26 protein-coding genes and 1 tRNA gene are annotated in these 21,624 nt (G+C 66.7%); 5 read left to right on the plus strand and 22 right to left on the minus strand.

Going from position 1 to position 21,624, the window contains the following annotated elements; genetic code table 11:
* Positions 1-47: 47 nt before the first annotated feature.
* Positions 48-1,328, minus strand: a complete 1,281-nt coding sequence (locus BRESU_RS00250; protein ID WP_013267469.1) for a hypothetical protein — start codon at positions 1,326-1,328, stop codon at positions 48-50.
* Between the two features lie 127 nt (positions 1,329-1,455).
* On the opposite strand from BRESU_RS00250, the gene BRESU_RS00255 reads away from it, so the two are divergent.
* The 3 genes from BRESU_RS00255 (at position 1,456) to BRESU_RS00265 (ending at position 2,369) form a co-directional block, all read left to right on the plus strand.
* Positions 1,456-1,532: transfer RNA gene (locus BRESU_RS00255), tRNA-Arg, on the plus strand.
* A 210-nt stretch (positions 1,533-1,742) separates the two neighbouring features.
* Positions 1,743-1,991, plus strand: a complete 249-nt coding sequence (locus tag BRESU_RS00260) for a hypothetical protein (protein WP_013267470.1) — start codon at positions 1,743-1,745, stop codon at positions 1,989-1,991.
* 3 nt (positions 1,992-1,994) lie between these two features.
* Positions 1,995-2,369 carry a hypothetical protein gene (locus tag BRESU_RS00265; protein WP_013267471.1) on the plus strand — a complete coding sequence of 125 codons (375 nt, stop codon included), beginning with the start codon at positions 1,995-1,997 and terminating at the stop codon, positions 2,367-2,369.
* Positions 2,370-2,592: 223 nt separating this feature from the next.
* Here BRESU_RS00265 and BRESU_RS00270 read toward each other — a convergent pair whose 3' ends face one another.
* From BRESU_RS00270 to BRESU_RS00285, 4 genes are all read right to left on the minus strand, one after another.
* Positions 2,593-2,970, minus strand: coding sequence for a hypothetical protein (locus BRESU_RS00270; protein WP_013267472.1), 378 nt, complete (start codon positions 2,968-2,970; stop codon positions 2,593-2,595).
* 76 nt (positions 2,971-3,046) lie between these two features.
* Positions 3,047-3,856, minus strand: coding sequence for a glycoside hydrolase family protein (locus tag BRESU_RS16670; RefSeq protein WP_013267473.1), 810 nt, complete (start codon positions 3,854-3,856; stop codon positions 3,047-3,049).
* A 336-nt stretch (positions 3,857-4,192) separates the two neighbouring features.
* Entirely contained in the window at positions 4,193-4,597 is a 405-nt protein-coding gene (locus tag BRESU_RS00280; protein WP_013267474.1) for a hypothetical protein, read from the minus strand.
* Between the two features lie 63 nt (positions 4,598-4,660).
* The gene (locus tag BRESU_RS00285; protein WP_156796081.1) at positions 4,661-5,104 is read right to left on the minus strand and encodes a hypothetical protein; all 444 of its coding nucleotides are present in this window, start codon (positions 5,102-5,104) and stop codon (positions 4,661-4,663) included.
* A gap of 313 nt (positions 5,105-5,417) precedes the next feature.
* On the opposite strand from BRESU_RS00285, the gene BRESU_RS17775 reads away from it, so the two are divergent.
* Both BRESU_RS17775 and BRESU_RS17780 read left to right on the plus strand, forming a co-directional pair.
* Positions 5,418-5,744 (plus strand): acyltransferase family protein, encoded by a 327-nt coding sequence (locus tag BRESU_RS17775; protein ID WP_425358229.1) that lies wholly within the window; start codon positions 5,418-5,420, stop codon positions 5,742-5,744.
* Between the two features lie 26 nt (positions 5,745-5,770).
* Positions 5,771-6,400: an acyltransferase family protein gene (locus BRESU_RS17780; RefSeq protein ID WP_425358230.1), complete on the plus strand. Its 630-nt coding sequence runs from the start codon at positions 5,771-5,773 to the stop codon at positions 6,398-6,400.
* Here the strand turns inward: BRESU_RS17780 and BRESU_RS00295 are convergent.
* The 17 genes from BRESU_RS00295 to BRESU_RS00380 form a co-directional block, all read right to left on the minus strand.
* Positions 6,397-7,326, minus strand: coding sequence for an acyltransferase family protein (locus BRESU_RS00295; RefSeq protein ID WP_342611038.1), 930 nt, complete (start codon positions 7,324-7,326; stop codon positions 6,397-6,399). The two genes, BRESU_RS17780 and BRESU_RS00295, sit on opposite strands and share 4 nt — an antisense overlap.
* 65 nt (positions 7,327-7,391) lie before the next feature.
* Positions 7,392-8,594 carry a cellulase family glycosylhydrolase gene (locus tag BRESU_RS00300; protein ID WP_013267477.1) on the minus strand — a complete coding sequence of 401 codons (1,203 nt, stop codon included), beginning with the start codon at positions 8,592-8,594 and terminating at the stop codon, positions 7,392-7,394.
* The gene (locus tag BRESU_RS17500; protein ID WP_013267478.1) at positions 8,591-9,142 is read right to left on the minus strand and encodes a hypothetical protein; all 552 of its coding nucleotides are present in this window, start codon (positions 9,140-9,142) and stop codon (positions 8,591-8,593) included. The genes BRESU_RS00300 and BRESU_RS17500 overlap by 4 nt, the downstream gene beginning before the upstream one ends.
* Positions 9,143-9,330: 188 nt before the next feature.
* Entirely contained in the window at positions 9,331-9,666 is a 336-nt protein-coding gene (locus BRESU_RS00315; RefSeq protein ID WP_013267480.1) for a hypothetical protein, read from the minus strand.
* Positions 9,667-9,728: 62 nt separating this feature from the next.
* Positions 9,729-10,253 carry a hypothetical protein gene (locus tag BRESU_RS00320; protein ID WP_013267481.1) on the minus strand — a complete coding sequence of 175 codons (525 nt, stop codon included), beginning with the start codon at positions 10,251-10,253 and terminating at the stop codon, positions 9,729-9,731.
* The gene (locus tag BRESU_RS00325; RefSeq protein WP_013267482.1) at positions 10,250-10,579 is read right to left on the minus strand and encodes a hypothetical protein; all 330 of its coding nucleotides are present in this window, start codon (positions 10,577-10,579) and stop codon (positions 10,250-10,252) included. Before BRESU_RS00325 ends, BRESU_RS00320 begins: the two co-directional genes overlap by 4 nt.
* Before the next feature lie 67 nt (positions 10,580-10,646).
* Positions 10,647-11,021: a DUF1353 domain-containing protein gene (locus BRESU_RS00330; protein WP_013267483.1), complete on the minus strand. Its 375-nt coding sequence runs from the start codon at positions 11,019-11,021 to the stop codon at positions 10,647-10,649.
* On the minus strand, positions 11,018-11,584 hold the full coding sequence (locus BRESU_RS00335; RefSeq protein ID WP_013267484.1) for a DUF4376 domain-containing protein: 567 nt from the start codon (positions 11,582-11,584) through the stop codon (positions 11,018-11,020). Before BRESU_RS00335 ends, BRESU_RS00330 begins: the two co-directional genes overlap by 4 nt.
* A 10-nt stretch (positions 11,585-11,594) precedes the next feature.
* A complete protein-coding gene (locus BRESU_RS00340) occupies positions 11,595-14,921 on the minus strand; it encodes a phage tail protein (RefSeq protein ID WP_013267485.1) in 3,327 nt (1,108 codons plus the stop codon).
* Complete coding sequence (locus BRESU_RS00345; protein WP_013267486.1) at positions 14,921-15,340, minus strand: DUF6950 family protein; 420 nt, start codon at positions 15,338-15,340, stop codon at positions 14,921-14,923. The genes BRESU_RS00340 and BRESU_RS00345 overlap by 1 nt, the downstream gene beginning before the upstream one ends.
* Before the next feature lies 1 nt (position 15,341).
* Positions 15,342-16,004 (minus strand): hypothetical protein, encoded by a 663-nt coding sequence (locus BRESU_RS00350; RefSeq protein ID WP_013267487.1) that lies wholly within the window; start codon positions 16,002-16,004, stop codon positions 15,342-15,344.
* Positions 16,005-16,008: 4 nt separating this feature from the next.
* Complete coding sequence (locus BRESU_RS00355; protein ID WP_013267488.1) at positions 16,009-16,683, minus strand: hypothetical protein; 675 nt, start codon at positions 16,681-16,683, stop codon at positions 16,009-16,011.
* Position 16,684: 1 nt separating this feature from the next.
* On the minus strand, positions 16,685-16,921 hold the full coding sequence (locus BRESU_RS00360) for a hypothetical protein (protein ID WP_013267489.1): 237 nt from the start codon (positions 16,919-16,921) through the stop codon (positions 16,685-16,687).
* A complete protein-coding gene (locus tag BRESU_RS00365; protein ID WP_169308002.1) occupies positions 16,914-19,571 on the minus strand; it encodes a phage tail tape measure protein in 2,658 nt (885 codons plus the stop codon). The genes BRESU_RS00360 and BRESU_RS00365 overlap by 8 nt, the downstream gene beginning before the upstream one ends.
* 80 nt (positions 19,572-19,651) lie before the next feature.
* A complete protein-coding gene (locus BRESU_RS17235) occupies positions 19,652-19,804 on the minus strand; it encodes a hypothetical protein (protein ID WP_013267491.1) in 153 nt (50 codons plus the stop codon).
* Positions 19,805-19,857: 53 nt separating this feature from the next.
* Positions 19,858-20,334 carry a hypothetical protein gene (locus BRESU_RS16685; RefSeq protein ID WP_013267492.1) on the minus strand — a complete coding sequence of 159 codons (477 nt, stop codon included), beginning with the start codon at positions 20,332-20,334 and terminating at the stop codon, positions 19,858-19,860.
* The gene (locus BRESU_RS00380; RefSeq protein ID WP_013267493.1) at positions 20,334-21,623 is read right to left on the minus strand and encodes a phage tail tube protein; all 1,290 of its coding nucleotides are present in this window, start codon (positions 21,621-21,623) and stop codon (positions 20,334-20,336) included. The genes BRESU_RS16685 and BRESU_RS00380 overlap by 1 nt, the downstream gene beginning before the upstream one ends.
* Between the last annotated feature and the right edge of the window lies 1 nt (position 21,624).

The raw sequence follows: 21,624 nt of genomic DNA on the forward strand, positions 1-21,624 counted from the left end.
GGCAGTGAGCCTCTTGCGAACTGACGGAGGGGTTCTGAAGCCTGCTACTACCCCAGATCCACCGGCAGGATCTGGCTGGACAGCAGGGTCTCCATCCCGCGCCAGTGATCCCCGCCCTGCGCCTCGACCCAGGCCTGGACCGTATCGCGGCCGAGGCCATAGTTGATGATGTAGCTGCGATAGGTCTCGATGAACCGCAGCCGCTGGGCCGCTTTGTCCGGCGTGGTCAGCGTGTATTTCGCCAGCCGCGCGATGGTCTCCTCGCGGTTCACCCGCCCGGCCAGGAAGTCGTCGGCGATCGTGTATTCCGCCCGCCCCAGCTGCCGCGTCAGGGCCTGCAGCTGCGCCTTCTTTTCGAAATCGGCGTTCGTGATCCCGGCCAGGGGTGCCAGCACCTCCTGTTCGAACCGCGCGCCCTCGTCGCCAGGAAACGCCAGGTCGATGCCGTAGTTGGCGCTGCCCTCGGCCACGAACGACATGGGCGAGAACAGCGGATAGACGCTCATCTCCACCCAGCCCCGCTCCTGCACGAAGGTGCGTTCCAGCAGGGCGTTGTAGACGTGGTGGCCGGGATAGCCCTCGTGGCACCCCAGATCGATCGCCCGCTCGGTGTAGATCGGGAAGTCGGTGTTGATCTCGATCTTCGAGGCCGCATCACCCTGGAAATAGTTGTAGCCGGACCACGGCTTGTCGGTGACGAAGGCCAGGGTGAACCGCTCGTTGGCCGGCAGGGCGATGTGACCGGCGGTCCGCCGGCGGCATTCGGCGATGGCGGCGGTCATGACCGTATCCAGCCGGTCCTTCGGGATGATGAAGGCCGACTTGAACGCCGCGACCCGGTCGACCAGCGCCCCGTCGCCCGGCAGCATCGCATCGATCCGCCCCAGCGTGGCGTCATAGTCCGACAGCGGCTTCAGCTCCGGCCGGACCCCGAACAGGGCGAAGGCCTCGTCGGCGAAGGGCAGCCGCTCGCCCTGGATGAAACGCAGCCGGGCCGAGGCGGCCGAGACATGGGCCAGCAGATAGGCCTTGCGCTGCACGATCATGGGATCCGCCCCGCGCACGGACACGGCGTTCAGCCGGTCGGTCAGGGCGGCCGCCGCCTGCATCAGGGCGGGGACGTCGCGCGGTGCGGCCTTGGCGGCCCCGGCCCATTCCGGCGGTCCGTAGTAGGCGTCGACGTAGCCGGGCTCGCGCTCCCCGATCTCCAGCGTCAGATGCACATAGTCGGCGGCGATGGCGTCCAGACTGTCGCCCGAGGGAGCGACGCCCGGGGTCGACGCACAGGCACCGAGCAGCAGCAGGACGGCGAGAAACAGGCGACGCATGGCGAACTCCGGCAACGACCGGCGGCACGCTATGCGCGCGGTTCGGGCACGCCAAGCCTCATTCCGGGATTGAGACGTCCGCAGACCTGCTGTAAGGCCCTTCGTCCGGCCGCGAGGCCATGGCGATGCACCCGTAGCTCAGCTGGATAGAGTACTGCCCTCCGAAGGCAGGGGTCAGAGGTTCGAATCCTCTCGGGTGCGCCACTTCCTTCATGCAGATCAACACGTTACCGCCATCTCCGGCCAAGGCGTCAAGCGCCCGGCTGGGAACATTTGGCGAAGATCGGGCCGCTCCGGGACCGATAGTCCCGGAATAGTCCCGGAGGCCGTTCTCATTCCGTTCACGTTTCGCTTGCCCGCGAACCGGGTTCGCGTCTAGGAGGCCACGTCCGTCGGCGGCACCGAGGGATGAACATGAACGACAATCTGCAAACGACGCCGGCGACGATCAGCCCGGCCCGGCGCGTCGAACGGATCGCGCGTCACGCGGCCCGGCTCGGCCATGGGCCGGGCGGCCGGATCAGCGCGGCCCAGATCCTGCGCGACATCGAGGCCATGCACCCGGGCGAGGTCGAGCGACAGGCCGCGCGCATCGCCGCCGGCCGAGGGGTCGGCCCCGCCCGGCCGCTCGATACCCCGGCCCTGGACTGGCCGCAGGCCTAGCCCGTGACCGGTTCGACGCTCGGCTATCTGGCGGCCAACGGGGGCAAGGTCCGCTGGCGATGCGACACCGGCCACGGAGGGAAGGTCGATCTGTCGGCGATGATAGCCGATCGGGGCGAGGATCACGACTTGGCGGACACCTGGCCGCCCTGCCCCCTCTGCCCCGGCGTCATCACCTTCACCGACGGCAACAGCCTGTGGCCGCGCGACCTGACCCGGCTGAAGGTCAACAGCGCGGAATGGTGGGCGCATACCCAGACCTGGCGGCTGGCGCTGGAGGCGGCCGGGTGGCGGGTACGGATGGGCAAGTGGATCGGGCCTGAAACCGCGAAAGCCCCGGCCCCTGCGACGGGACCGGGGCTCAATGCGGAAACGTGAGGCTCGACGCGGGATCGATGGACGGGGATCGACCTACCCCGGATCGGGGTGGCGCTCCGGCTCCGGTGCCGGACACTCGAACGGCAGAGCCATTCCCTGGGCACGCCAGAACCGGCACGAACGACCGACTGCAGCCCAGCCCGCCTCGCCCCAGGCCTCGACCGCGTTGTCGTAACGCTCGCCCGCGATGCGGCTGGTCAGGACATCCTCAGACGGCCGGGGTTTAGCCTGGACCCTCAAGTCCTCGACAGGCGGCCGGATCGAGCCCGGCGTCGCGCAGCTGGCGACACCGACGCCGCAGATCGCGCTCATCAGGAGCGCTGTCAGGAAGGGCTTCAGCCGCATGGTCTCTCTCCGCTTGTCTGGCCTGGATGGCCGTCGTGTCGAGGGTTCGTTCGGTGGCCGCCGTCTCCCGTCCGGCCGAGGCCTTGGCCTCGACCCTGGCCTGCCGGTCGGCCTGGTCGTCGCGTTCATCCTCGCGCCCGGCGAAGTAGAGCCAGGCCCCGAGGGTCAGCAGGGCAGCCACGGCCGCGAGGATCAGCCACGACCGAAGGGGGAAGGTCCGGAAGGCGGCGATGATGCCGGTAAGCAGGGAGGTCATCGGGTGAGCCTCCCCAGCGCATGCAGAACCATCACCACGCACACGATGGCGAAGGCATAGAGAGCGAGGCGCGGGGTCACGACAGAGCCCCCGCGTGCGCCAAGGCGACGTCAACGGGGTCGCCCCGATAGATCATGGCTTCACACATCCGCCGGCGGAACAGACCCAGGAACCACTTGCCGCCAGACCTCGAATACGCGCCAAACGCATGCTCCGTAGGTCCCGCCGGGTTGGCGTTCTGGCTGAAGGCTTTCGCTGCCCCATAGTCGATCTGCGCGGAGACCCGAACGCCGTTCGCATGGCGGGCACGTAGAGTGGACCCGGCGAAGCCCTTCTGCCCGGCTCCGACGTTGAAGACGAACGACATCAGGGCATCCAGCTGGTCCTGCGTCGTCGCGACCCCATCCAGCAGGGCCAGCAGCGACGGCAGGCGGACCTCGATATCGGCGGCCAGCAGCACCTTGGCTTGGTCGCGGGTGATCGAAAGCGCGTTGAACAGGCGCAGCATGGCGGCGTCCGCCTGCGCCTTGGTCCGGCACCACGAGCCATCCTGGTTCTGTAGGGCGTGCCCCCAGCCCAGGGTCCAGATGCCGACCGGATCGGGGGCGGGTTCCAGATTGACGGTGCGCGGGTTTCCGTCCTCGATCCCCTCCCACGCCTTGATCAGGTCGACGCAGCGGGTGGTGACGCGCAGCGTCGAAAAAGTCAGCCCGGCGGCGGCCAGTGCGTCACGCGTGCGCGGACCGATGACGGCATCGGGCAGCAGCCGCCGCGCGGCCTGCCACGCCTTCAGGGCGGCCTCGGTCTTCTTTCCGATCTGCCCGTCGATCGGCCCGGGATCGAACCCCTGGGCCAGCAGCAGGCGCTGGAGCGCGCGAACGTCCATGGTCAGTCTCCGGGAATGTTTGGGGTTTGGCGCGCGATGCGCGCGGGCGTCAGGGCACTAGGATTGGGAGGGATCGAACCTAGCGCTGGCTCAAGGTCGCGATGGTCATCGCTTCGGCCGCGATGATCGGCCTGACGGTCTGGGCATGGCTCAGTCAGCCGACCGTGCGGATCAGACGCCTAACTGGACCCTCACGGTGAAGTCGTGCATTATGCACCTGCGCGCGACACGGTGAATCTCCGGGCCGTAGCCAGTCCGTTTCTCGGCAAGTGGGCGGGTGCAATGTGGGGGAATCGGAGTCCCCACCGCGTATAAGGGGCGGGCAACCGCCCCTTTTTATTGGCCTGGGATAGGCCACACGACCTGATAGAGCTTCCGTTTCCGCAGGACGTCGCCGATGGCGAGGCCGTGGAATGTCTTCACGTAAAGGCGACGCCGCTCGGTGCAGCATTTGATGGTCAGCTGAAACCAACGCTGATGCTCAGCGGAAAAGTGGACGAAGGTCAGGTCACGTCCACGATCATGATAAACCTCTCCGGCTGCGAGGGCCTCTGCCATGACGGGAAGATGCTCGATCGTCAGGCCATGCTTCTCGATCGCCTTCCGCACATATTCGTGCCCAACCCGGACCTGACGGTCGGACGCTTCCAAATAGCCGTTAAGATAGGCCGAGATCCGGCCGATCGGGCGCTCGGATCGCTGTCCGCTCTGAAGGAATCGTTGCCAGTCGCCGGGTGTCATACCCCTACGGTAGGGGCAGTCAGCACTCGGTCAACGTACGGTCCAATAGCGATAATCGACAATTCAGCCGGTTGGACCACCCAAGCCAGCCAGCTGGAGCAAAAGCGCGACGATGGACGCGGCGTTTGCGCCTCTGGCCACCCACGCATCCAGGTCGACGCCAGCGGGCTTTAGCCGATCCCCGTACTTGCTGGCGATCTCTTTGGCGGAGATGCTTGGGTTGGCCAGCACATCGTTTCTCGCGCTCTGAGCCAGTTCCGGCGGCACTTTGCCGGTCACATGAAGCTCATCAAATCTGATATCCGACGAGTTTACGATCGCTACGCCACCATCGGAATACTGCACATCCACCTTACCGAACGCGAGGTCGGTGGAATGGCTGATATCAATCGCCTGTTGCGTGTCCGAGACGATCAGCCTTCCAAAGCTGATTCTTGAGGCCCCCTCGATTTTCACTCCAGTTTTCCCACCTGAAATCCGGATGTCGTCCAAGAAACTGCGAGCCACAAGACCCTCCAACCCATGCCTAGATTTGACATGGTAAGCGGAGCGATACTTGCAAGAGTTGAGTTAGCGACAATCCACACACTTGGATCAGGGGCGTGGGGGTCAAGGCGGGGTATTGGCACCCCGCCACGATCGCCCGTGGTATCGCCGCTGACGGTCTCTTCAGAGCGTCCTGCGAACCCTAGATTTCTTCGCCGCTTGAAGTTAACCCGAAGGGGCCTTGGGGGATCGGGTGATGGTTGAGACTTTGCCGACCGCGCGGGCACGCGTGACATTCGACGGCATTCAATGCCTTCGCTTTGTCGCTGCTCTCATGGTTGTAGTTACTCACTCGACTTTCTACGCCAGCGAACGCTTAACGCCGGGGTCTTATGTCTGGGGCCGCGGCACCATGGGCGTAGACATCTTCTTCGTGATCAGCGGCTTCGTAATGTACGCGTCCTCGATCCACCTAGAACGTGCGTCGGGCGGCTGGAGAGAGTTCGCTACCAAGCGCCTAATCCGGATCGTGCCGCTATACTGGCTCGTTACGTCGATGAAGCTGGCCATCTTGTTGGTCATACCGTCAGTCGTTCTGCACCTCAGATCGACTGGCCTTACATCATCAAGTCCTACTTCTTCATCCCCGCCTACAATGTAGATGGAAACATCGAACCATTGCTGGGGGTGGGGTGGACGCTCATCTTCGAAATGTTTTTCTACGCTCTCTTCACGTTGGCTCTGCTGCTGCGCCTCCGTGTCTTGCCCTTCCTCGCCGTCGTTCTCTCCTTGTGCGCGATCGGCGCGCTTTTCCGGCAGCCCGACTGGCCCGCATGGACGGTCTATCTGAATATGCGCGTCCTGGAGTTCCTCGCGGGCATGCTGATTGCGCAGCATCTCAGCCATCGAAAAGCTCCCCTTTGGGTTCCACTCGCCGCCTTGGTGGGAGGCTTCATCCTCATCCTGTTCGCACCCAGCGCTGGCGGAGGACTAGGAGAGATCATCACCCTCGTTCTTCCAGCGAGCTTGGTGGTTTGTGGCGCGGTTGCGTTGGAGCCACATTTTAAAGGCCGTTTTCCATCCTGGGTGATCTTCTTGGGGGCGGCCTCATACTCGCTTTACCTTATTCACCCGATCGCAGCGCCCGTAGTGCCCCAAGTCTTGGGGAAGCTAGGCTTTACGATAGGGTGGCTATCGGTAGCTGGCAGCATCACAGCAGCGATCTGTGCTGCGATTTTCACCTACTTCTTGTTTGAGAAGCCCGTAACGAAATGGCTTGCTCGGGCGTTCGCGTCCGGCTTGCGGCGTGAGGCCTAGCCCAGGGCGACCTTGCTCATGCCTCGGCCCTTCGACATTGGTGTGCCGAGCACCAGCGAAGACGGCCATGGCGCGATCCACTGGGCCAACAAGACGCCAAGCATCGAAATCCCGAAGGCGGCGATGACCCCTACCGGGGGTGCCATCTCCGTGAGCGGCCGAACGACGAACAGCGCCAGCGGATGCACAAGATAGACCCCCATCATAGCCCCTGAGATCCTCTCGGCAGACGGGAGACGATTGGCTGTGGCGCGGGGAAACAGGATCGCACCGACGGTCAGGCCCAGCGCAAGCAGATAGACCGAGGCGACGTCCGGGAACGGTCTCAAACAGGCCCAGACCAACGCGGCGATGACGGGAGCGGACAATATCCACACCCCGCGCGACCGCAGGCAGCAGCCTACCAGAATGCCAATCAACACGGGCGTCGTGGCGTGCGCCCACTGCGCGAAGGGGAAGCCGGCCCCGAGAGAAATCGGCCGCCAGAGGGGGATGCCGCAGATCAGGACGACAGCAGCGACCGCCGAACCTAAGGCCAGCGCCGACAACGGTGTCCTGGACTTGAGCGCGCCGAATACGGCGAGAACGACGAACGCAAATGGCAGATACCAGAGGTGAGCGCTGGGGCCTGTGAGGACGCCTGCGATCAGCCCGTTGTCGGCGTCCACGATCGGCTGTTGTTGGACGATGTTCAGGCCTGCATAGACGGCCCACCAGAAGGCCCACGGGACAAGGAGGCGGGCCGCCCGCGTCTTGAGGGGCTGGATCTTGGCGTGGTTCGGACCGGCCTCGAACATCAGCGAAAGCAGCAGGAAGACGACCAGACCCGCATAGCCCCATTGCGAGCCGGGAACCCCGGCGTGAAACCACACGATGCCCAGGGCGCTGACGACACGAAGCCATTCCACCGCGTTGTGTCGCTGCACGTTCAAGCCCCCATCCCGTCGAGAGCTTTGGCCGACATGGTCTCTCACCGCAAGAACGACGCAGGTTAGGTGAGCAGTACGGCGACGTTGTTGATCGTTGCGCCGAGCGGGGCACCCTGGGTCTGGGGCGACCCGCCGTTGTTGATGCTCTGCGATCGATAGGAGTTCAGGCAGTTCATCGTCTTGCCCTGGAAGATCGCGGTGATGGCGTCGAACTGGGCAGGGGTCAGGACACGGGACAGGCGCATGTCACTGCCGCTGCCGCCCGGCAGATACCAGTCGTACAGGATCACCCGCTTGACGTTGTTCGCCAGGCAGAAGGCGATCATCTCCTTGACCGCGCGGGCATTGGGGAACGAGTCCCCGACCTCGGTGCACCACAGTTCCAGGGCGCTCGCGCCGGTGAAGGCGGCGATGGCCGTGATCACGGCGTTGACGCACGCTCGGTCGAACCGCAGCGAGTTCGTCTCCGAATAGAAGTGATAGGCGATGACGTTGCAGTAGTAGCCGGTCGAACCGCTGTCCGCGTAGGCGGCGGCCATGTAGGCGTTCAGGCCCAGCGTGGCCGCGACCCCGCTCTGGAAGGTCCATTGAGGGCTCAGAACCTTGATGGTCGTCGAGTTGGCCGTGTTGTAGGTCTGCACAGCCGTCCAGATGGCCTTCTGATGCGCGACGAGCTGGGCGAGCGTGCCGGTGAAAGACCCCGAGACGTTCGGCTCGTTCCAGCCCTCGATGTGCGTGATCTTCGTGCCGTATCGGGCCAGGAGCCAGGCGACGAAGTTGCTGACAAACGCGTTGTTGGTCGGCGGGGCCTGAATGGAGCCGCCGCTAGCCCAGGCGGGCACATAGCCGATGGAATAGAGAACGTCTTTCCCGGCCGCCGAAGCTGCGTTGACCATGGAATCCAGGCGGGCGACGGCGGCCGCGTTGTAAACCCCCTGCGACGTCTCAATGTCCTGCCAGAACACGCCCGTGTCATGGGTTCGCAGGGTGCCGAATGTCGTCGGCTGATCGGCCGCGCCAGTCCAACCGTTTGCCGAGGCCGCGTTGCCGCTGCTGTAGCCCATGGCCAGGCCGACCGACTTCGCGCCCATTGCGATATCGGTGCCCCTGACCTGGGAGATCAACGCGAGGGGGTCGCTGGTGACGCCCGCCGGCAGGAAAACCGCCGTCAGATCTGACGGCTCAATCCCGATCCAGTTCGTGCCGTTGAAATAGACGCTCAGAAAGCCCGACTTGTCGGTGAACCGCGTGGCGCTCGTAATCATTGGTTGAAGACCTCGACAGCCCAGCCCAGAAGGGTGGCATAGTGGGTGTTGGCCGCTGTTGCGTTCAGGGCCGCGAAGTAGATTTCGACGTCGTTGTTCTCGAAGTCGTAGGTCGAAAGCGCGAGGTTGTTCGACGCTGCCGCCCCCGCACCGCCCGCTGAGCCGGTCATGCCCGAGATCTGGGCGTGCAGACTGTTCCGGAAGATGATGGTGGAGTTGACGATCAACAGGCCGTTCGCCGTCGTCGCGTTGCCGTTGAACAGCAGGGTGTGACCGTTGGCGTTTCCGGCAGGGGTGAACCCCGCCTGGTTCATCGCCACATTGATCGCGCAGTTTCCGCTGGGCGTGACGGCATTGAAGATGCCACGAACGTGGATCTCGCTGCTCGGGCTCAGCACCGCCTTGGGCACGATGCAGTAGTCGAGCAGCGTCAGGGCCGTCGAGTTGACGACGGAGACGGGCGTGCCGCTGGCCGCGCGCCATCCGCTCCGGAGCGCCTTCGTGATCGCGCCAAGGTCGGCTGGGCTGCTGGTGAATAGGTCGGCCATCTATGCCCCCGTAGGAATGACGATGCGCGGCGCGGAGCTGTCGCTACCGACACGCACGAGTTGATTGGATGAGGCAGAGCCGATGCGAAGGAAGCCATAGCCAGCCGGAGCCCCCCCGCCCTTGGCAGGGGCGGAAAGGCCCACGCCCCCGATCGTGCGGCCGATCTGGCCGATCGAGCCGACCATGGTCAGACGGTCCAGACGTAGATGACGTGACCGGCCGCGACCTCGAACGCGCGGGCGGTGTCGATGACCATGGCGCGGGCGGCGCGGACAGCGGCCTTGGCGGTGTCGTCGGCGCCAGTGGCCTCGGCCCCGGCATAAACCTTCACCTTCGCGTCGGTGATGACCTCGACGTAGCGAACGCCGGTGGCGACCACGGCCTGCGGGCTGGTGGGCTGTGAGGCGGGCACCGAGGCGATGTCGACGCGATCCTGCGCCCCGACGCCAGGGAAGCACTGGGCTTCCACACCGACGGTGCCCTGGTTGAGGCGGGCGGCGAAGTTCAGATGAGCAGTGGCCATGACGGGTCCTTTGTCGGTGCGGGATGCGAACGGCGTTCGCGATCATCGGGGATGGAGCGGAATCAGCCCGCGAAGCTGTCGGTCAGGATCAGGGCCGCGACGCTCCCGATGACCGCTGCAGCCCCCAGGATGACGACCACGCGCGCCAGACGGCCGGGCGTCGGGACGTCGGTCGGGATAGGGTCCAGATAGACGGCCGGTTCGGTGCGAAAGGCCGCAGCCTTGATCACGCTGTCCCGCCCGATCATCGCGGCCAGCCGCAGGAAATCGACGCTCCAGGGGGGCGGGTCGCGCTCACCCGTGACCTGGTCCAGAATCCAGAGCGCCATCGCCAGCATGACCGTGCCCACCAGCGGCAGGCCGATCGACATGGAATGCACCTGCAGGGCGTGGCCGGGGAACAGGATCACCCCGCCGTATCCGAACAGGATGACCGAGGCCAAAAACACCAGCCCCCGCACCCACCAGGGCGCGCTGACCTTGGTCTCGAACGCCTTGCCCAAGAGCCGGGCGATTTCGAGAAGGGCGGCACCGGAGGCGAGAAAGGCCATACCGGCATAGAGAACCATGACGACGTGGGCGTTCATGACGAAGGCTCCAGGTTGAAGACGGCCCGCACCACGCGGGTCAGCATATCGAACAGGGCACGCGGATCATTGGCGACCATCCACCCGACGGTCAGGGCGACGCCGCGCATATCCAGCGCGGGGATGATCTTCAGCACGATCCCCTCGGTCAGGGCCTCGGCAGCGATCGGTCCGGCCACGATCCCCAGCGCCAGACCCAGCCAGGCCCGACGCTGGGCGATCGGGTTGCCGGCCTTGGCCGAATAGGCCGTCACCAGGCCGACAGCCCCGGACAACAGCCCGCCGCATGCGCCCCAGAACGCCGCATACTCTCGCGGGTCCAACATCGGTCCCTCCCATGACGTCAGGCTGAAAACAGGCAGCCGACGACGGGCGTGGCTTGGCGAGCGAAGGTCAGTCTCGATTGAAGTTCAGCAGCACGGCCACGAAGGCGACCGCTCGGGACACACGCGACACGCCGTCGACGCCCATGGCCTCAAGGAATACATAGTCGCCCAGCAGCTTGGGCCACCGCCTGTCGGTCCGCATCCGGTCATGAACCACGGCGGACCGGGCAATCTGCCCAGCCAGCCGTTGGCCCCATTCCGTCCGCAGGATCAACCGCGGAATCGATGCCAGGTCGGTGCAGAACCCTTCCGGGGCGGTGATGGCCCATCCGGACCCGAGGAAGCCGACGTCATAGGACAGCGGCGAGGTCAGGCAGACGATCGGCCGACCGGCGCGGGTCTCGCCCGTCTCGCGCCAGGTCGCGTCGGTGAAGCGGCTCATTCCGGCCAGCCCGTCCGCCAGTCGAAGGCGGCCACGTCTGCAGCCTCGGCCGCCGCGTCCTTCAGGCCTCGCGCATGGAAGGTCAGGGCGGATTTGAACGCCACCCCGGCCTGGAACAGGGCCAGGACCTGCGGCGCATCCAGGGGGACCAGTTCGTTGTCGGCCGTGATCCAGACGAAGTCCTGATCCGGATCGGCCCAGCGCAGGTCGCCGGCCTGCGCGCCCTGGGCCAGCGCGCCCATGGCCAGCTGCGCCGCGCCCATGATGTTCTCGCGGTCCGACGCACGGGACTGATAGCGGTGACCGTCGAACGTGAACCCGGAATCGATGCGCCGGTCCCGCTCGCGGTCGATCTCGCGACTGACGGTCTCGACTGTCGGCTGCGTGGTGACGGCCAGAACTGCCGCTGTCGTCGCGGCGAACCGGCGGGCGCGGTCCAGGTTGGCGGGCAGGCCGTCCGGATACAGGTCGGCCGCGCCGTCCAGGATGGCGGCAGCCTCGGCCATCTTTTCGGCCAGCGCGGCTTCGACGGCGGCACGGGTCGTCAGGGTCTGATCGGTCATGAGCTCGCTCTCAGGAGGTGTAGTGGGTGATCTTGATCGACAGATCGACGGTGCCCGATGTCGTCTCGGCCGTGCTGCCCCGGCCTGTCAGGGCCACCTGCCAGCGATAGGTTTCGGCCCCCGGATTATCGATGACCTCTCTGATCGGGATGCAGCCGACCTTGGTCGTCTGGCGGGCCGAGCAGTCGATCGGGTCGCTCGTCCACTGGATCGTGTTGTCACTGACCCGGACCAGCCTGATCAGGTAGTAGCCGCTGGCGAAGACAGGCGGCACGGCCGGAAAGCTCGCACCGCTGTCGAACTGCGTCGTGCCCTTGACCTCGACTTCCCACCGCCCGCCGGCACCGACCGTCCAGGTCCCGCCCGGGTCGTTGGTGGAGACCGTCGGATAGCTGGCGAAGGCTCCGATCTGTCCGCTGACAGCCCATGTCCGCGCGGTCCCCCGCACGGAGGTTCCGTCGACATAGGGCGGGGCATTGGCGATGCAGGTGAAGGCGTTGGCACGGCTCATGGCCGAGAAGGCGATGCTGGACGGCCCCTCCCATTGGGTCAGGTCGCCGGTCGTGCCGAAGGGCGCGCCCCAGGCGATGACCCGCGTGGTGCCGCCTGTCGTGGTGCGCAATGTGTCGGTGGCGTCGTCGAAGACCGTGTTGCCGCCGAAATAGATGAAGGGCGCGTCCAGGGCGACGGCCGAGCCCAGCGAGGACGAGACCAGCCGCAGTCGCGCTGGAGCGCCTCCGCTGGCCGAGGCGACGACCTCGTAATAGGCAAGCGCCTGCTGGGTCTCCAGGTCGATGATGGCGAGACTGTTGCTGATGACCGAGGCCCCGACCTCATCATTCGAGGCTTGGTCGTTCCATGGGAGGGCCACCGGGCCGCCGTTCACCATCACCTTGTTGCAGGCCAGATAGGAGGCCGCGCCGTTCTTCCGCGCCACGACCCTAAAGCCGTTCGTGCCCGTCGGCATCGTGAAGCTGTATTCGACCCGGCCCCAGCCTGGATTGGCAAACGTCAGGGCCGCGCTGTCAGAGATCGCCGACGCGCCGCTGTAGAAGGTCACGAAGACCGACGCATTGCCCCCGACACCTCCGACCTCAGCGTTCAGCGCGACGGAATAGGTTGCTCCGGCATTGCCCGAAATGGTGTCCGAGATTGCGCTGTGCGTCCCGGCGGCGGCCATATAGGCGAACGTGCCTTGTGTGGGGTCGGAAAGGACGCTCCAACCCGACGCGCTCCAGTGGTTAAGTCCGTCGGTGAAGTTGGAGTTGAGCAGCTTGTTCGCCTGGAAGATCAGGCGGGTGTTGATGTTGCTCACCTGCTGGGCGCGGATCGTAGTTTCCGTGACGAGGTCGCCGGACAGGTCGGACAGGTCGCCGAAGATGTCGGTGATGTCACCGAACAGATCGACGACCGTGGGGCTGGTGGGATCGACGTCGCCGGCGACCAGTTGCGCTGTCGACAGTGGGAACCAGACGCTGGGAAGCACTGGCCGCGTTGGGTTCCCGATCGGCACCAGGCGGCCCTCGATCGCGGCATCCGCCGGCACGCCGTTCGACATGACCATGACGCCTGACGCCAGGTCCTCCGTCCGCGCGGTCGCCGCTTCCGTTTCGCCGACGCGGCGCACCTCGGCCCGGATCGCCGTCATGGCACCGTCCACGGGCGTGGCCCAGGTGAATCGGACGCCCGGCATGGTCGAGGTGTCGCCCGCCAGGATCGCAGCCTCGGCCGCTACGCTGTTCAGCGCCAGCGCGTCGACAGGGACCGGTGCGGGCGGCGGCAGGGCCGTCGACTCCACCGGGTACGGTACTCCGAACACCGAAGACGCGATCTCGCGCAGCGACAGGCGCATCCGCCAGGAGGCGTCGGTGGACCATCCCGCGATCTGATATCGGACCGTCGCGCCCGCGTGGTGCCGGGCGCTCTGCCAGGCGATCCAGTCGCCCTCTTCCAGCATGGAACAGTCGGGCGGCAGGACGACGGTGGCGCGCCGTTCCAGACGACTGGATCGACGCACGATCTCGGCGCACCAGTCGGCCTGACGCCCGTCAGTGACCAGCACCAGCGGCAGCGTCATCTCGCGCGGGCCGCCGTCCTCGGCGATGTCGGCCAGATCGCGCCGGACCGGACCGGCGAAATCCTTCCAGTTCTGCTCGGGCGACACATAGCGCGGCACGACCGTGTTGATCCGACCGCCGTCGCCGTCCGTCAGGAAATCCGAGAAGGTCACCGGCTCGCCCACGACCAGGTCGTCGTCGGTGATGGTCAGAACCGCAGCCTTGGCCTGGCCGGGCTCGATCTCGACCCCGCCCTCGCGCTGGACGATGACGCCCGCCATGGCGGCGGCGAACATTTCCTCGACCGAGATGAAGCTGTCGGAGGCCCGGATCGTGCCGTTGACCATGTAGAGCGTCGTGCCCGGGGCGAAGTCGCCGTCGACGTCCTCGTCGCACAGGTTGGCGGCGGCGATGATGCGCGCAGGCGGCGCTTCCTCGGGCGTCAGGCCACGGCCGATCAGCAGGTGTTCCGCCTCGCCCTGATGTCCCTCGACATAGATGCCGCGCACCGTCGCATAGCGCAGCAGGGTGGCGTTCCGGGACCAGGCGTGGGTCGAGGGATCGTCCCAGGTCTGGGCACCGGCTCCGACATAGCCGAGGCCCGGGTCCTTGCGCGCGTCATAGACCTTCAGGCCGCGCAGCACGAACCGGATTTGCGGCAGGCCCTGCGGCCAGACCTTCTCGTCGAACTTGCAGCTGACCCAGATCCGCGTGACGCCGACGCCGACGTCGGTGTTGGACCAGCCCGAGGCCGACAGCCAGCGCGCGGGCGGTGACGTGCCCGTGGCCGAGGCGTTGACGAACTCCATGTCCAGCGCATCGCCGAACCCCGGCTGCAGGCCATTGCCCGTCCAGGCATAGAAGACGTCGTCGATGTAGTAACCGACCAGCGCATCGACGCTGTGGTCGGCCAGGGCGATGCAGCGGGTGACGTAGTCCGTGCCGTACTGGCCACCGTGATTGAAGACGTCGACCAGGGACCCGCCGGTGATCGTCTCTCCGAGCAAAGCCTCGCGGGGCACCTCCCCCAGCGAAAGCGACTGGACGCTGGCCTGCCGCTCCGCCACGCCCGCCTTGTTCTTCCCTTGAAGCTTGCTGGCCCCCCAGCTGACGGCGGCGGTCAGGGCCGCGTTGACGATGAAGCTGCCGACGGCAGACGAGGCAAAAACCGAGATCGCGGTGATCGTCGCCGTGATCGGGTCAGCCTTCGCAGGCGTAGGCGCGGTCACGACGAAGCTCAGCGCCAAGGCGCTGCCCAGAAGCAGGCGTTTCAGGCGCATCACAGGCTCCAGGCCGACGTCATCGCGGTCCGGGGCAGCCGCACCTGACCGCGCTCGGGATGTAGCCCGACGACCATCTCACCCTCGACCAGAACCAGAGTGCTGTCGGCCGTGAGGCCAACGTCGCCCCGCGCCGCCATCGTCGGCGGGATCGGCCGCATAACCTCGCCGACCGCCCTGGCCATGCCGCCGTGCGCCGCCAGGACCCGCCGCGCGCCGCGCCGCGTGGTCCATTGGCTGGAGAATGCGTCCAGCGGGTTGACGCCGCGTGCGGCCTTGACCCCGCCTCCGACGAACCGCGCGCAATCCTGCGTCAGCGGCTCCGGCCCATAGCCGAAGGCCCAGCCCATCCGGGATTCCAGATAGGCCATCAGCGCGACGCCATCGCGGGTCAGGGCGGGTGCAGGGATGGCCGTCATCTCACACCCCGCTCGTCAGTTCGAAGCCGCCGCCGTAACCGCCCCCGGCTCCGCCGCCACGAACGCTGCCATAGGTCCCGCCCATCAGGGTCGCGGCGCGCGCAGGCGGCTTGCCGCCCCAGCTGATCGTCTTCTCCCCGGCATAGGCGACCCGGCTGAAGAACCCGTCCGTGGACAGGATCAGACGCTGGTCGGCGTCGCTGCGCATCCGTTCCGACCGGCGGCCGAGCCCCCGTGCCGCGCCCTCGATCCCAAGTCTCAGGGTCGAGGTGCCGCCGGGCGTCTCCTCCGTCGTCGCGCTGTCCACCCGACCGCGCAGCCAGACGCCTTCGTGCAGAAGAGTCGACCCCGACCCGTTGAAGATCAGCCGGCGGATCACGACGCTGACGTTCCGCAGCGCGGGCACGTCGACGCGGGCGGCGACATCCGGGTCGACGTCCGAGAGGGTAAGGGTGATGCCCTGTTCCTGACCGCCCAGTGTCCCACCGACCGCCTCGATCAAGCCTTGGTCGCCAAGGCCGACATAGACCTCGCCGTCCAGCACCTGGTTGCCGTGGCCGCCCCAGAACAATGCCGGGGTCGGCAGCCCGAACCGCACGGCTCCGGACACGATGACGTCGCCGCTGGCCAGGGCGGCCAGCGCCTCTGCGCTGAACGATTTCATGGGATCATTCCCTCAGGTCTTGGATCGCGAGGACCTGGCCTTCGACGCGGTGCGCGCGGCCCATGGTGCCGATCTTCGCTTCAGGCTTCAGCTTCATGATGCAGTTGGGCCGCGCGACGTCGCAGATGGCTGAACCGGGCACCAGGTTGGGGATCGGCGGCTCGATCGTGACGCCCAGCGCCCCGGCACCCGTCGCGATCCCCAGATCCGTCACCCGGTGCAGCGATCGGCGCGGCTCCGTTCCGTTCACCCACCTGAACATCGCATAGTCGCCGACACTCAGGATGAAGCCGTTCGGCTGGCCATACATCGCGATGATCTCGCGTTCGGCATTGGTGGCCCAGGAGGTCGCGGTTCCGTCGTAGGGCGTGCTGGTCCCGGCCCGCACCAGACCCGCGAATCCGCGCGGCGTCAGAAGCGGATAGGGGCGCGACTGGTCATAACCGAAGAACGGACGCTTGCCCCCGCGCAGCGATGCGACGAAGGCGCGCCACGCGTCCGACTTCGCGCGACTGATCGAAGATCCGAACGACCAGCTGGCGTGCCACAGCGGAAAGCCCGCCGTGACGCCGTTGACCCGGCCGCCCGCGCGCTGGGATTGATAGTCGACCTGCTCGATCTCGAAATACTGGGCGGCGGCTCCGTCGACGGGCAGCGCCAGGGGGAACGTCAGCGCCATGTCAGCCCTCTTCTCGGCGTTTGAAGAATGCCTGGCTCAAGGCAGTAGCGAGATCGATGAACTGGCCTGCCAGCACCGCCAGCGCGCGGGCCTCGACATCGGCGGCTTCTTCACCGGCGGGCCAATCGATCAGGATGGGCCACCGCAAAACTGTGTCGCCCTTTTGCGCGACGACAGTCACAACGGCCTCACCCGCCTTGTCCACGACCGTCGAGACGGCGATTCCCCACTCACTCAAACCTGATGACCCGGCGCTTGTATCCGTCGGTCACGATGCCGGGCACCATGCTGTTCAGCATTGACGGCAAGGCGGCAGCGAAGGCGTCGACCTTGGCTTCGATCCTGTCCGCAGCCGCGCTGTCGGCCCCTGGTGCGTTGATGACCAATGAGATGTTTGGGGCCGAACGCTCCGAACCTGCGAACGCCGTTCGCATGGCCCGGTTGTGTTCTATGACTTGCGCGCCGCGCGGCAGATTGATCAGTTCTGGACCCCGCTCCCCGACCCAGGTCGGGCCGCCGGTCCAGAAGTCCGTCCCGTTAGCGTTCTTGCCGAACAGGAACTTCGCGCCCTGAACGATCGCGCTGGCCCAGTCGCCGCTCCCGCCGGTTCCCCCGCCACCCTTGAACATCTGGCCCCAGTCGATCTCGAACAGCTGGTCCAGCAGCCGGTTGATCAGGCGATCGGAGGCGGTTTCGAACTGGCGGCCCAGCGCCTCGCCGATTCCGCCTTCGCGGATGTCGCCGATGAAGTCCCGAACCCACGCCCGGCGCACGCCGCGCGCTTCGGCGTCTAGTTCCCCCTGGATTTCGGACATGGCCTGGTCGACGCCGTCGCCCCGGTTCATCGGATTTGGGCCGAGGCGTGATTGGTCCTCGATCTCTCGGGCGCGGTCGTTAATGCGTTTTTCCATGAGCAGGCGACGGGCTTCGCCGTCGTCTCCGCTCAGTCGTGCCAGGGTCAGGCGGCGATCCGCCTCCGCCTCGGCATTGACCTGTTCCATGACTTTGGCGCGGGCCTGGTCCACAGCCAGCAGATCGAACCCTGCCCGGACGGCCGCCTCAAGGCTTTGCGCGCCGGCGGATTGATACCGGGCGATCCGATCTTGCAGGTCTAGATACCGCTCGCCGCTGGCAACTAGGCGCTCGTTGCCGAGGATGCGCGCGACCTCCAGATCGTTCATCCGGATGATCGTTGCCAGTTCGCGATCCCGCTGCACCCCGCGCGCGGCGATCAGTTCGGCCTGTTCGCGCTCAGCCTTCGTCGCCGCCTCCGTCGCGCTGACTTCGTCGTCGATCAGCTGCCGCGTTCGTTGACGCAGCGCATTCTCGTTCTCCAGACGTCGGACCATGTCGACGTCGTTGCGAGCCTGGGCGATGGCCAAGGCTTGTTGAGCGGCCACGTCTTCCTCGCGCCGCTGGCGCTGCAAAGCCTCTCGCGCTTCGCGCTCCGCTTCGACGGCGGGGTCGGGCCCTCGGCGCGTCGAGCCTCCCCGAGCAGCGGCGGCCCGGCGATCCTCGCTCAGTTGAGCAGTCTGATTTCGGCTGGCCAGCCGCGCGGCGTTCTCGCGCGCGGCGTTATCGTAACCGATTTGGAACGCCAGTTGGTTGCGGCGATCGGTCATGACGCCAAGGTCGCCCGCGCCCTCTCCGCGCTGCACCTTGGCGATGTCGCTATCCATTTTCGCCAGTTTTTCGGTCTCGGTGACGTAGAGCCACTCTCCGAACTTGTTGATCGCCCCGCCGATGGCGCGGCTGGCAGCATCCCATGCGCTGGTGATCTGCCCCACGTTCGCGGCGTGGCCGCTGACCGCTCCATCCAGCGCTTCCAGCAGAATCTTCTGCGCGCCGAGCAGATCGCCCGACTTGATCAGGCTGTCGATCTGACGCAGCTGCGCCTGGTCCAGCAGCCCCATCGTCCGCGTCAGTTCGCGACCGGCCTTGTCAGGCTCCACCATGGCGCGCGCCAGAGACTGGGTCGCAGCTTCTGCATCCAGCCCCATGACCGATGCATAGTCCTTGCCGATCCGGATCAGCCCGCCGATCACCTCGCCTCCGATGCGACCGGTCGCCAGATAGGCGGTCGCCTGCTGGCGGGCAGCCTTTTCCGAGACCTCGCCCTGCTCGGCTGCGGTAACCGTCAGCGCCTCCAGTTCTGCGGCGCTCAGGTCTGCGGTGCGGCCGATACCCGTGACGGCGCGTTCATAGGCGAGGGCTGCGTCCTCTCCCTCAAGCCATGCCGCGCCGAGAAGGGCCACACCGCCCGCCAAGGCAGTGGCGGCGGCACCCGCAGCGATCAGCCCCGCCGATGCCTTGAACCCCGATGTCGCGAGGGCGTCGAGGATTTGCGGACCCTGCTGGATCGCGATCATCGCGGGATTCATGCCCATCGCAGCGGTGACGGCGACGTCGGCCCCTTGCCGAGCGAGGTTCAGTCGGCTGGCCACGGCCTGCCGGCTCATTCCCCGGTTCTGGCGCTCGATCGCCATCGTGGTTTCGTCGAACCGCGTCCGGGCCAGTTGCTGGGCCTGGGCCAGCTGCTCCGTGGTCAGGAACCCCTGACGCTGCAGTTCGATGTTCTCGCGCAGTTCGTCGTTCAGCTGGTCCTGCGCGCGGCCGACCGGGTCCAGGACGACCTTCAGCTGGGCCGCCCGGCGTTCCGCCTTCTCCATCGCATCAGCCTGCGCTTCGAACAGGGCCGCGGAGTCCCGCGCGCTCTTGCCAGACCCATCGCCGACCCCGATCAGGCCGTTAATGGTTGCCTGGTTGCGGCTCTGGGATTCGCTCTCGCGCGCGGCCTGGGCCAGCTGCCGGTAACGGCGTTCCTGCCGCTCCGTCGCGACAGACGCTTTCTCGGCCGAGGCGGCGGCGGCATCATAGGCCCCCACCATGGCGGCCTTGGCCTCGCTGACGTCGCGGATCAGTTCGGACTTGCCTTCGGACTTCAGACGGAAGGCGACGTTGCGCGTGCTCATTCCTCATCCTTTCGAAGGCTGGCCACGATGGCCCGCTCGACCTCGGGCAGGCTCTCGGCCAGCAACAGGCCGAAGGCCGGGCTGATCGGTCCGGCCAGGTTGGCGGTCTGGATCACGGCCGAGAAATCCAGCGCGAAAGCCCCGCCCATCCCGACCCTCAGCTGCCCCTGGCAGGATCGCAGGGTGGACCAGACACCGTCGCCTAGGGCGCTGGCGGGCTCGTGTTCTCGATAGGGGCAGACGGGGCAGTCGGCTTCGTCTTCCGCTCTTTCCGGGCACGCTTCGCAGTAGGCGGGGCCGCCCTGGCCGAAATGCCAGTCGGCGAGGGCGACGATCCTTTTTTTTCTGCGAGCAGCTCCAGCAGCGGGCCGACATACTGATCGTCCACGGCCTGATAGATGTCCGGCCGCTGGTCCAGCAGCCGACCGACACCCTCCGGCGTCAGGGCGAGGACCTCCCCTTCGTCGTTTCCGATCCCCTCCCAGGCCACGGCTCCCCAGCGGGCGCAGCCCATGACGAAGGCCACGGTGCCGTCGGCGGTGTCGTCGTCGCGGACCGCCAGCCGCGCGGCACGACGACCGGCGGCCAGACATTCCGTCCCGGCCGGGCGGAACGCGATGCGGATGTCCTGCGCCACGTCCAGCCACACGGGCGCGGCGGTCTGGTCCAGAACGAACATCAGTAACTCGCGACGTCGTTGACCAGGGTGATCGTCAGCGTCCGGCCCAGGCCGGGGGCTTCCGACGCCTGCCAGGCATAGTCGGCCTGGATGCCGGTCGGACCGGTCACGGGCGTCTTGGCGCGCGGCAGATAGACGTTGTGCGCGACGGCTCGCAGCGCGAAAATCGAGGCCGGGATCGTCCAGGCGAACTCCAGTTCGGAGGCCGTACCGTCCTCGGCCAGCACCTGTAACTCGCGGGTCGAGTAGCGGATGCCGACCTGACCGGTGACCGACAGCATGCCTTCGTCCGCGCCGCTGATCCGGCCATCGCCCCGGATTGCCGGGACGGGGTCCAGGCCGTTCGACGCGTTGAACTGGCCGCTGACCAGGTCGGCGACCGGCGCGCCCGACCGGCGGACCAGGCCCGCGAAGGACGAGAACTTCATCAGGTCCAGCAGGGTCGGCGAACCTGCCGACGTCGCGGCCCCCGTCGTCTCGCCCTGGGCCACCAGCCCGATCGTGGCGTTCAGGTTGCCACCGCGCTGCAGCGGCACGCCGAAGGTGTTGGCCTTCACCCCCCAGTTCAGGCCGTAGGAAGGGACCTCCGGCATGCCGATCTCGATCGAGGCCGACGGCAGGGTCTGGGCGCCCGCGATGAAGACGTGATTGTAGCCGCCCGACGTTGCGCCGCCCGCCAGCGTGGCACCCGACACGGTGACGTTGGAGGCGGGCGACGTGCCGGCCGCCAGCGTCATGCTGTTGCCGGAGGTGCCGATCGTGTCATGGGCGATGTCGATCCGGGCGCCGCGCGGGTCGCCGCGATAGGTCGCCGCCGCGACACCCGCGACGACGCTCAGGTTCAGGGCGCGAACGGCGTTCGCGACCGTCTCTGCCAGGGTCGCGCCGATCTTGATCTGGTTCGTGGTCGGGGTGGTCGAGACGAAGGTGAAGGCCTGGCCGCCGATGGTGATCGTCGAACTGGCCGTCGGCTGCGCCGTGAAGGTCAGGCTCCCGGTCGCGGCCAGACCGGCCGTGGTCGTCGGGGCGCCGAACAGCAGCTTGAGCCAGAAGCCGATGTTGCGCGCGCACATCGGCACCACGACGTCGCCCGCGTTCTCGACCACGTCGCGGCCCGGCTGCTGCGGATCGCGACCAAACCCCAGGACGTCGCTTTCGATCAGGCCCTGCGACTCGCCGATGTTCGACGACACGAACGGGACCTGCTTGTAACCCGAACCGGGCGAAACGCCGTAGTCGGTCTCATAGGCCAGCGCCATCAGGGCGTTGGAACCGCGTGCGCGGGACATG

Source organism: Brevundimonas subvibrioides ATCC 15264 (genome assembly GCF_000144605.1).
GTDB lineage: Bacteria > Pseudomonadota > Alphaproteobacteria > Caulobacterales > Caulobacteraceae > Brevundimonas > Brevundimonas subvibrioides.

Bases quoted from the DNA above. Each gene is read 5' to 3' on its own strand.
- BRESU_RS00250 (WP_013267469.1), bottom strand. From the start codon at position 1,328: ATGCGTCGCCTGTTTCTCGCCGTCCTGCTGCTGCTCGGTGCCTGTGCG.
- BRESU_RS00260 (WP_013267470.1), top strand. From the start codon at position 1,743: ATGAACGACAATCTGCAAACGACGCCGGCGACGATCAGCCCGGCCCGG.
- BRESU_RS00270 (WP_013267472.1), bottom strand. From the start codon at position 2,970: ATGACCTCCCTGCTTACCGGCATCATCGCCGCCTTCCGGACCTTCCCC.
- BRESU_RS16670 (WP_013267473.1), bottom strand. From the start codon at position 3,856: ATGGACGTTCGCGCGCTCCAGCGCCTGCTGCTGGCCCAGGGGTTCGAT.
- BRESU_RS00280 (WP_013267474.1), bottom strand. From the start codon at position 4,597: ATGACACCCGGCGACTGGCAACGATTCCTTCAGAGCGGACAGCGATCC.
- BRESU_RS17775 (WP_425358229.1), top strand. From the start codon at position 5,418: ATGGTTGTAGTTACTCACTCGACTTTCTACGCCAGCGAACGCTTAACG.
- BRESU_RS00300 (WP_013267477.1), bottom strand. From the start codon at position 8,594: ATGATTACGAGCGCCACGCGGTTCACCGACAAGTCGGGCTTTCTGAGC.
- BRESU_RS17500 (WP_013267478.1), bottom strand. From the start codon at position 9,142: ATGGCCGACCTATTCACCAGCAGCCCAGCCGACCTTGGCGCGATCACG.
- BRESU_RS00315 (WP_013267480.1), bottom strand. From the start codon at position 9,666: ATGGCCACTGCTCATCTGAACTTCGCCGCCCGCCTCAACCAGGGCACC.
- BRESU_RS00320 (WP_013267481.1), bottom strand. From the start codon at position 10,253: ATGAACGCCCACGTCGTCATGGTTCTCTATGCCGGTATGGCCTTTCTC.
- BRESU_RS00325 (WP_013267482.1), bottom strand. From the start codon at position 10,579: ATGTTGGACCCGCGAGAGTATGCGGCGTTCTGGGGCGCATGCGGCGGG.
- BRESU_RS00330 (WP_013267483.1), bottom strand. From the start codon at position 11,021: ATGAGCCGCTTCACCGACGCGACCTGGCGCGAGACGGGCGAGACCCGC.
- BRESU_RS00335 (WP_013267484.1), bottom strand. From the start codon at position 11,584: ATGACCGATCAGACCCTGACGACCCGTGCCGCCGTCGAAGCCGCGCTG.
- BRESU_RS00340 (WP_013267485.1), bottom strand. From the start codon at position 14,921: ATGCGCCTGAAACGCCTGCTTCTGGGCAGCGCCTTGGCGCTGAGCTTC.
- BRESU_RS00345 (WP_013267486.1), bottom strand. From the start codon at position 15,340: ATGACGGCCATCCCTGCACCCGCCCTGACCCGCGATGGCGTCGCGCTG.
- BRESU_RS00350 (WP_013267487.1), bottom strand. From the start codon at position 16,004: ATGAAATCGTTCAGCGCAGAGGCGCTGGCCGCCCTGGCCAGCGGCGAC.
- BRESU_RS00355 (WP_013267488.1), bottom strand. From the start codon at position 16,683: ATGGCGCTGACGTTCCCCCTGGCGCTGCCCGTCGACGGAGCCGCCGCC.
- BRESU_RS00365 (WP_169308002.1), bottom strand. From the start codon at position 19,571: ATGGTGGGGGCCTATGATGCCGCCGCCGCCTCGGCCGAGAAAGCGTCT.
- BRESU_RS17235 (WP_013267491.1), bottom strand. From the start codon at position 19,804: ATGGGCGGGGCTTTCGCGCTGGATTTCTCGGCCGTGATCCAGACCGCC.
- BRESU_RS16685 (WP_013267492.1), bottom strand. From the start codon at position 20,334: ATGTTCGTTCTGGACCAGACCGCCGCGCCCGTGTGGCTGGACGTGGCG.
- BRESU_RS00380 (WP_013267493.1), bottom strand. From the start codon at position 21,623: ATGTCCCGCGCACGCGGTTCCAACGCCCTGATGGCGCTGGCCTATGAG.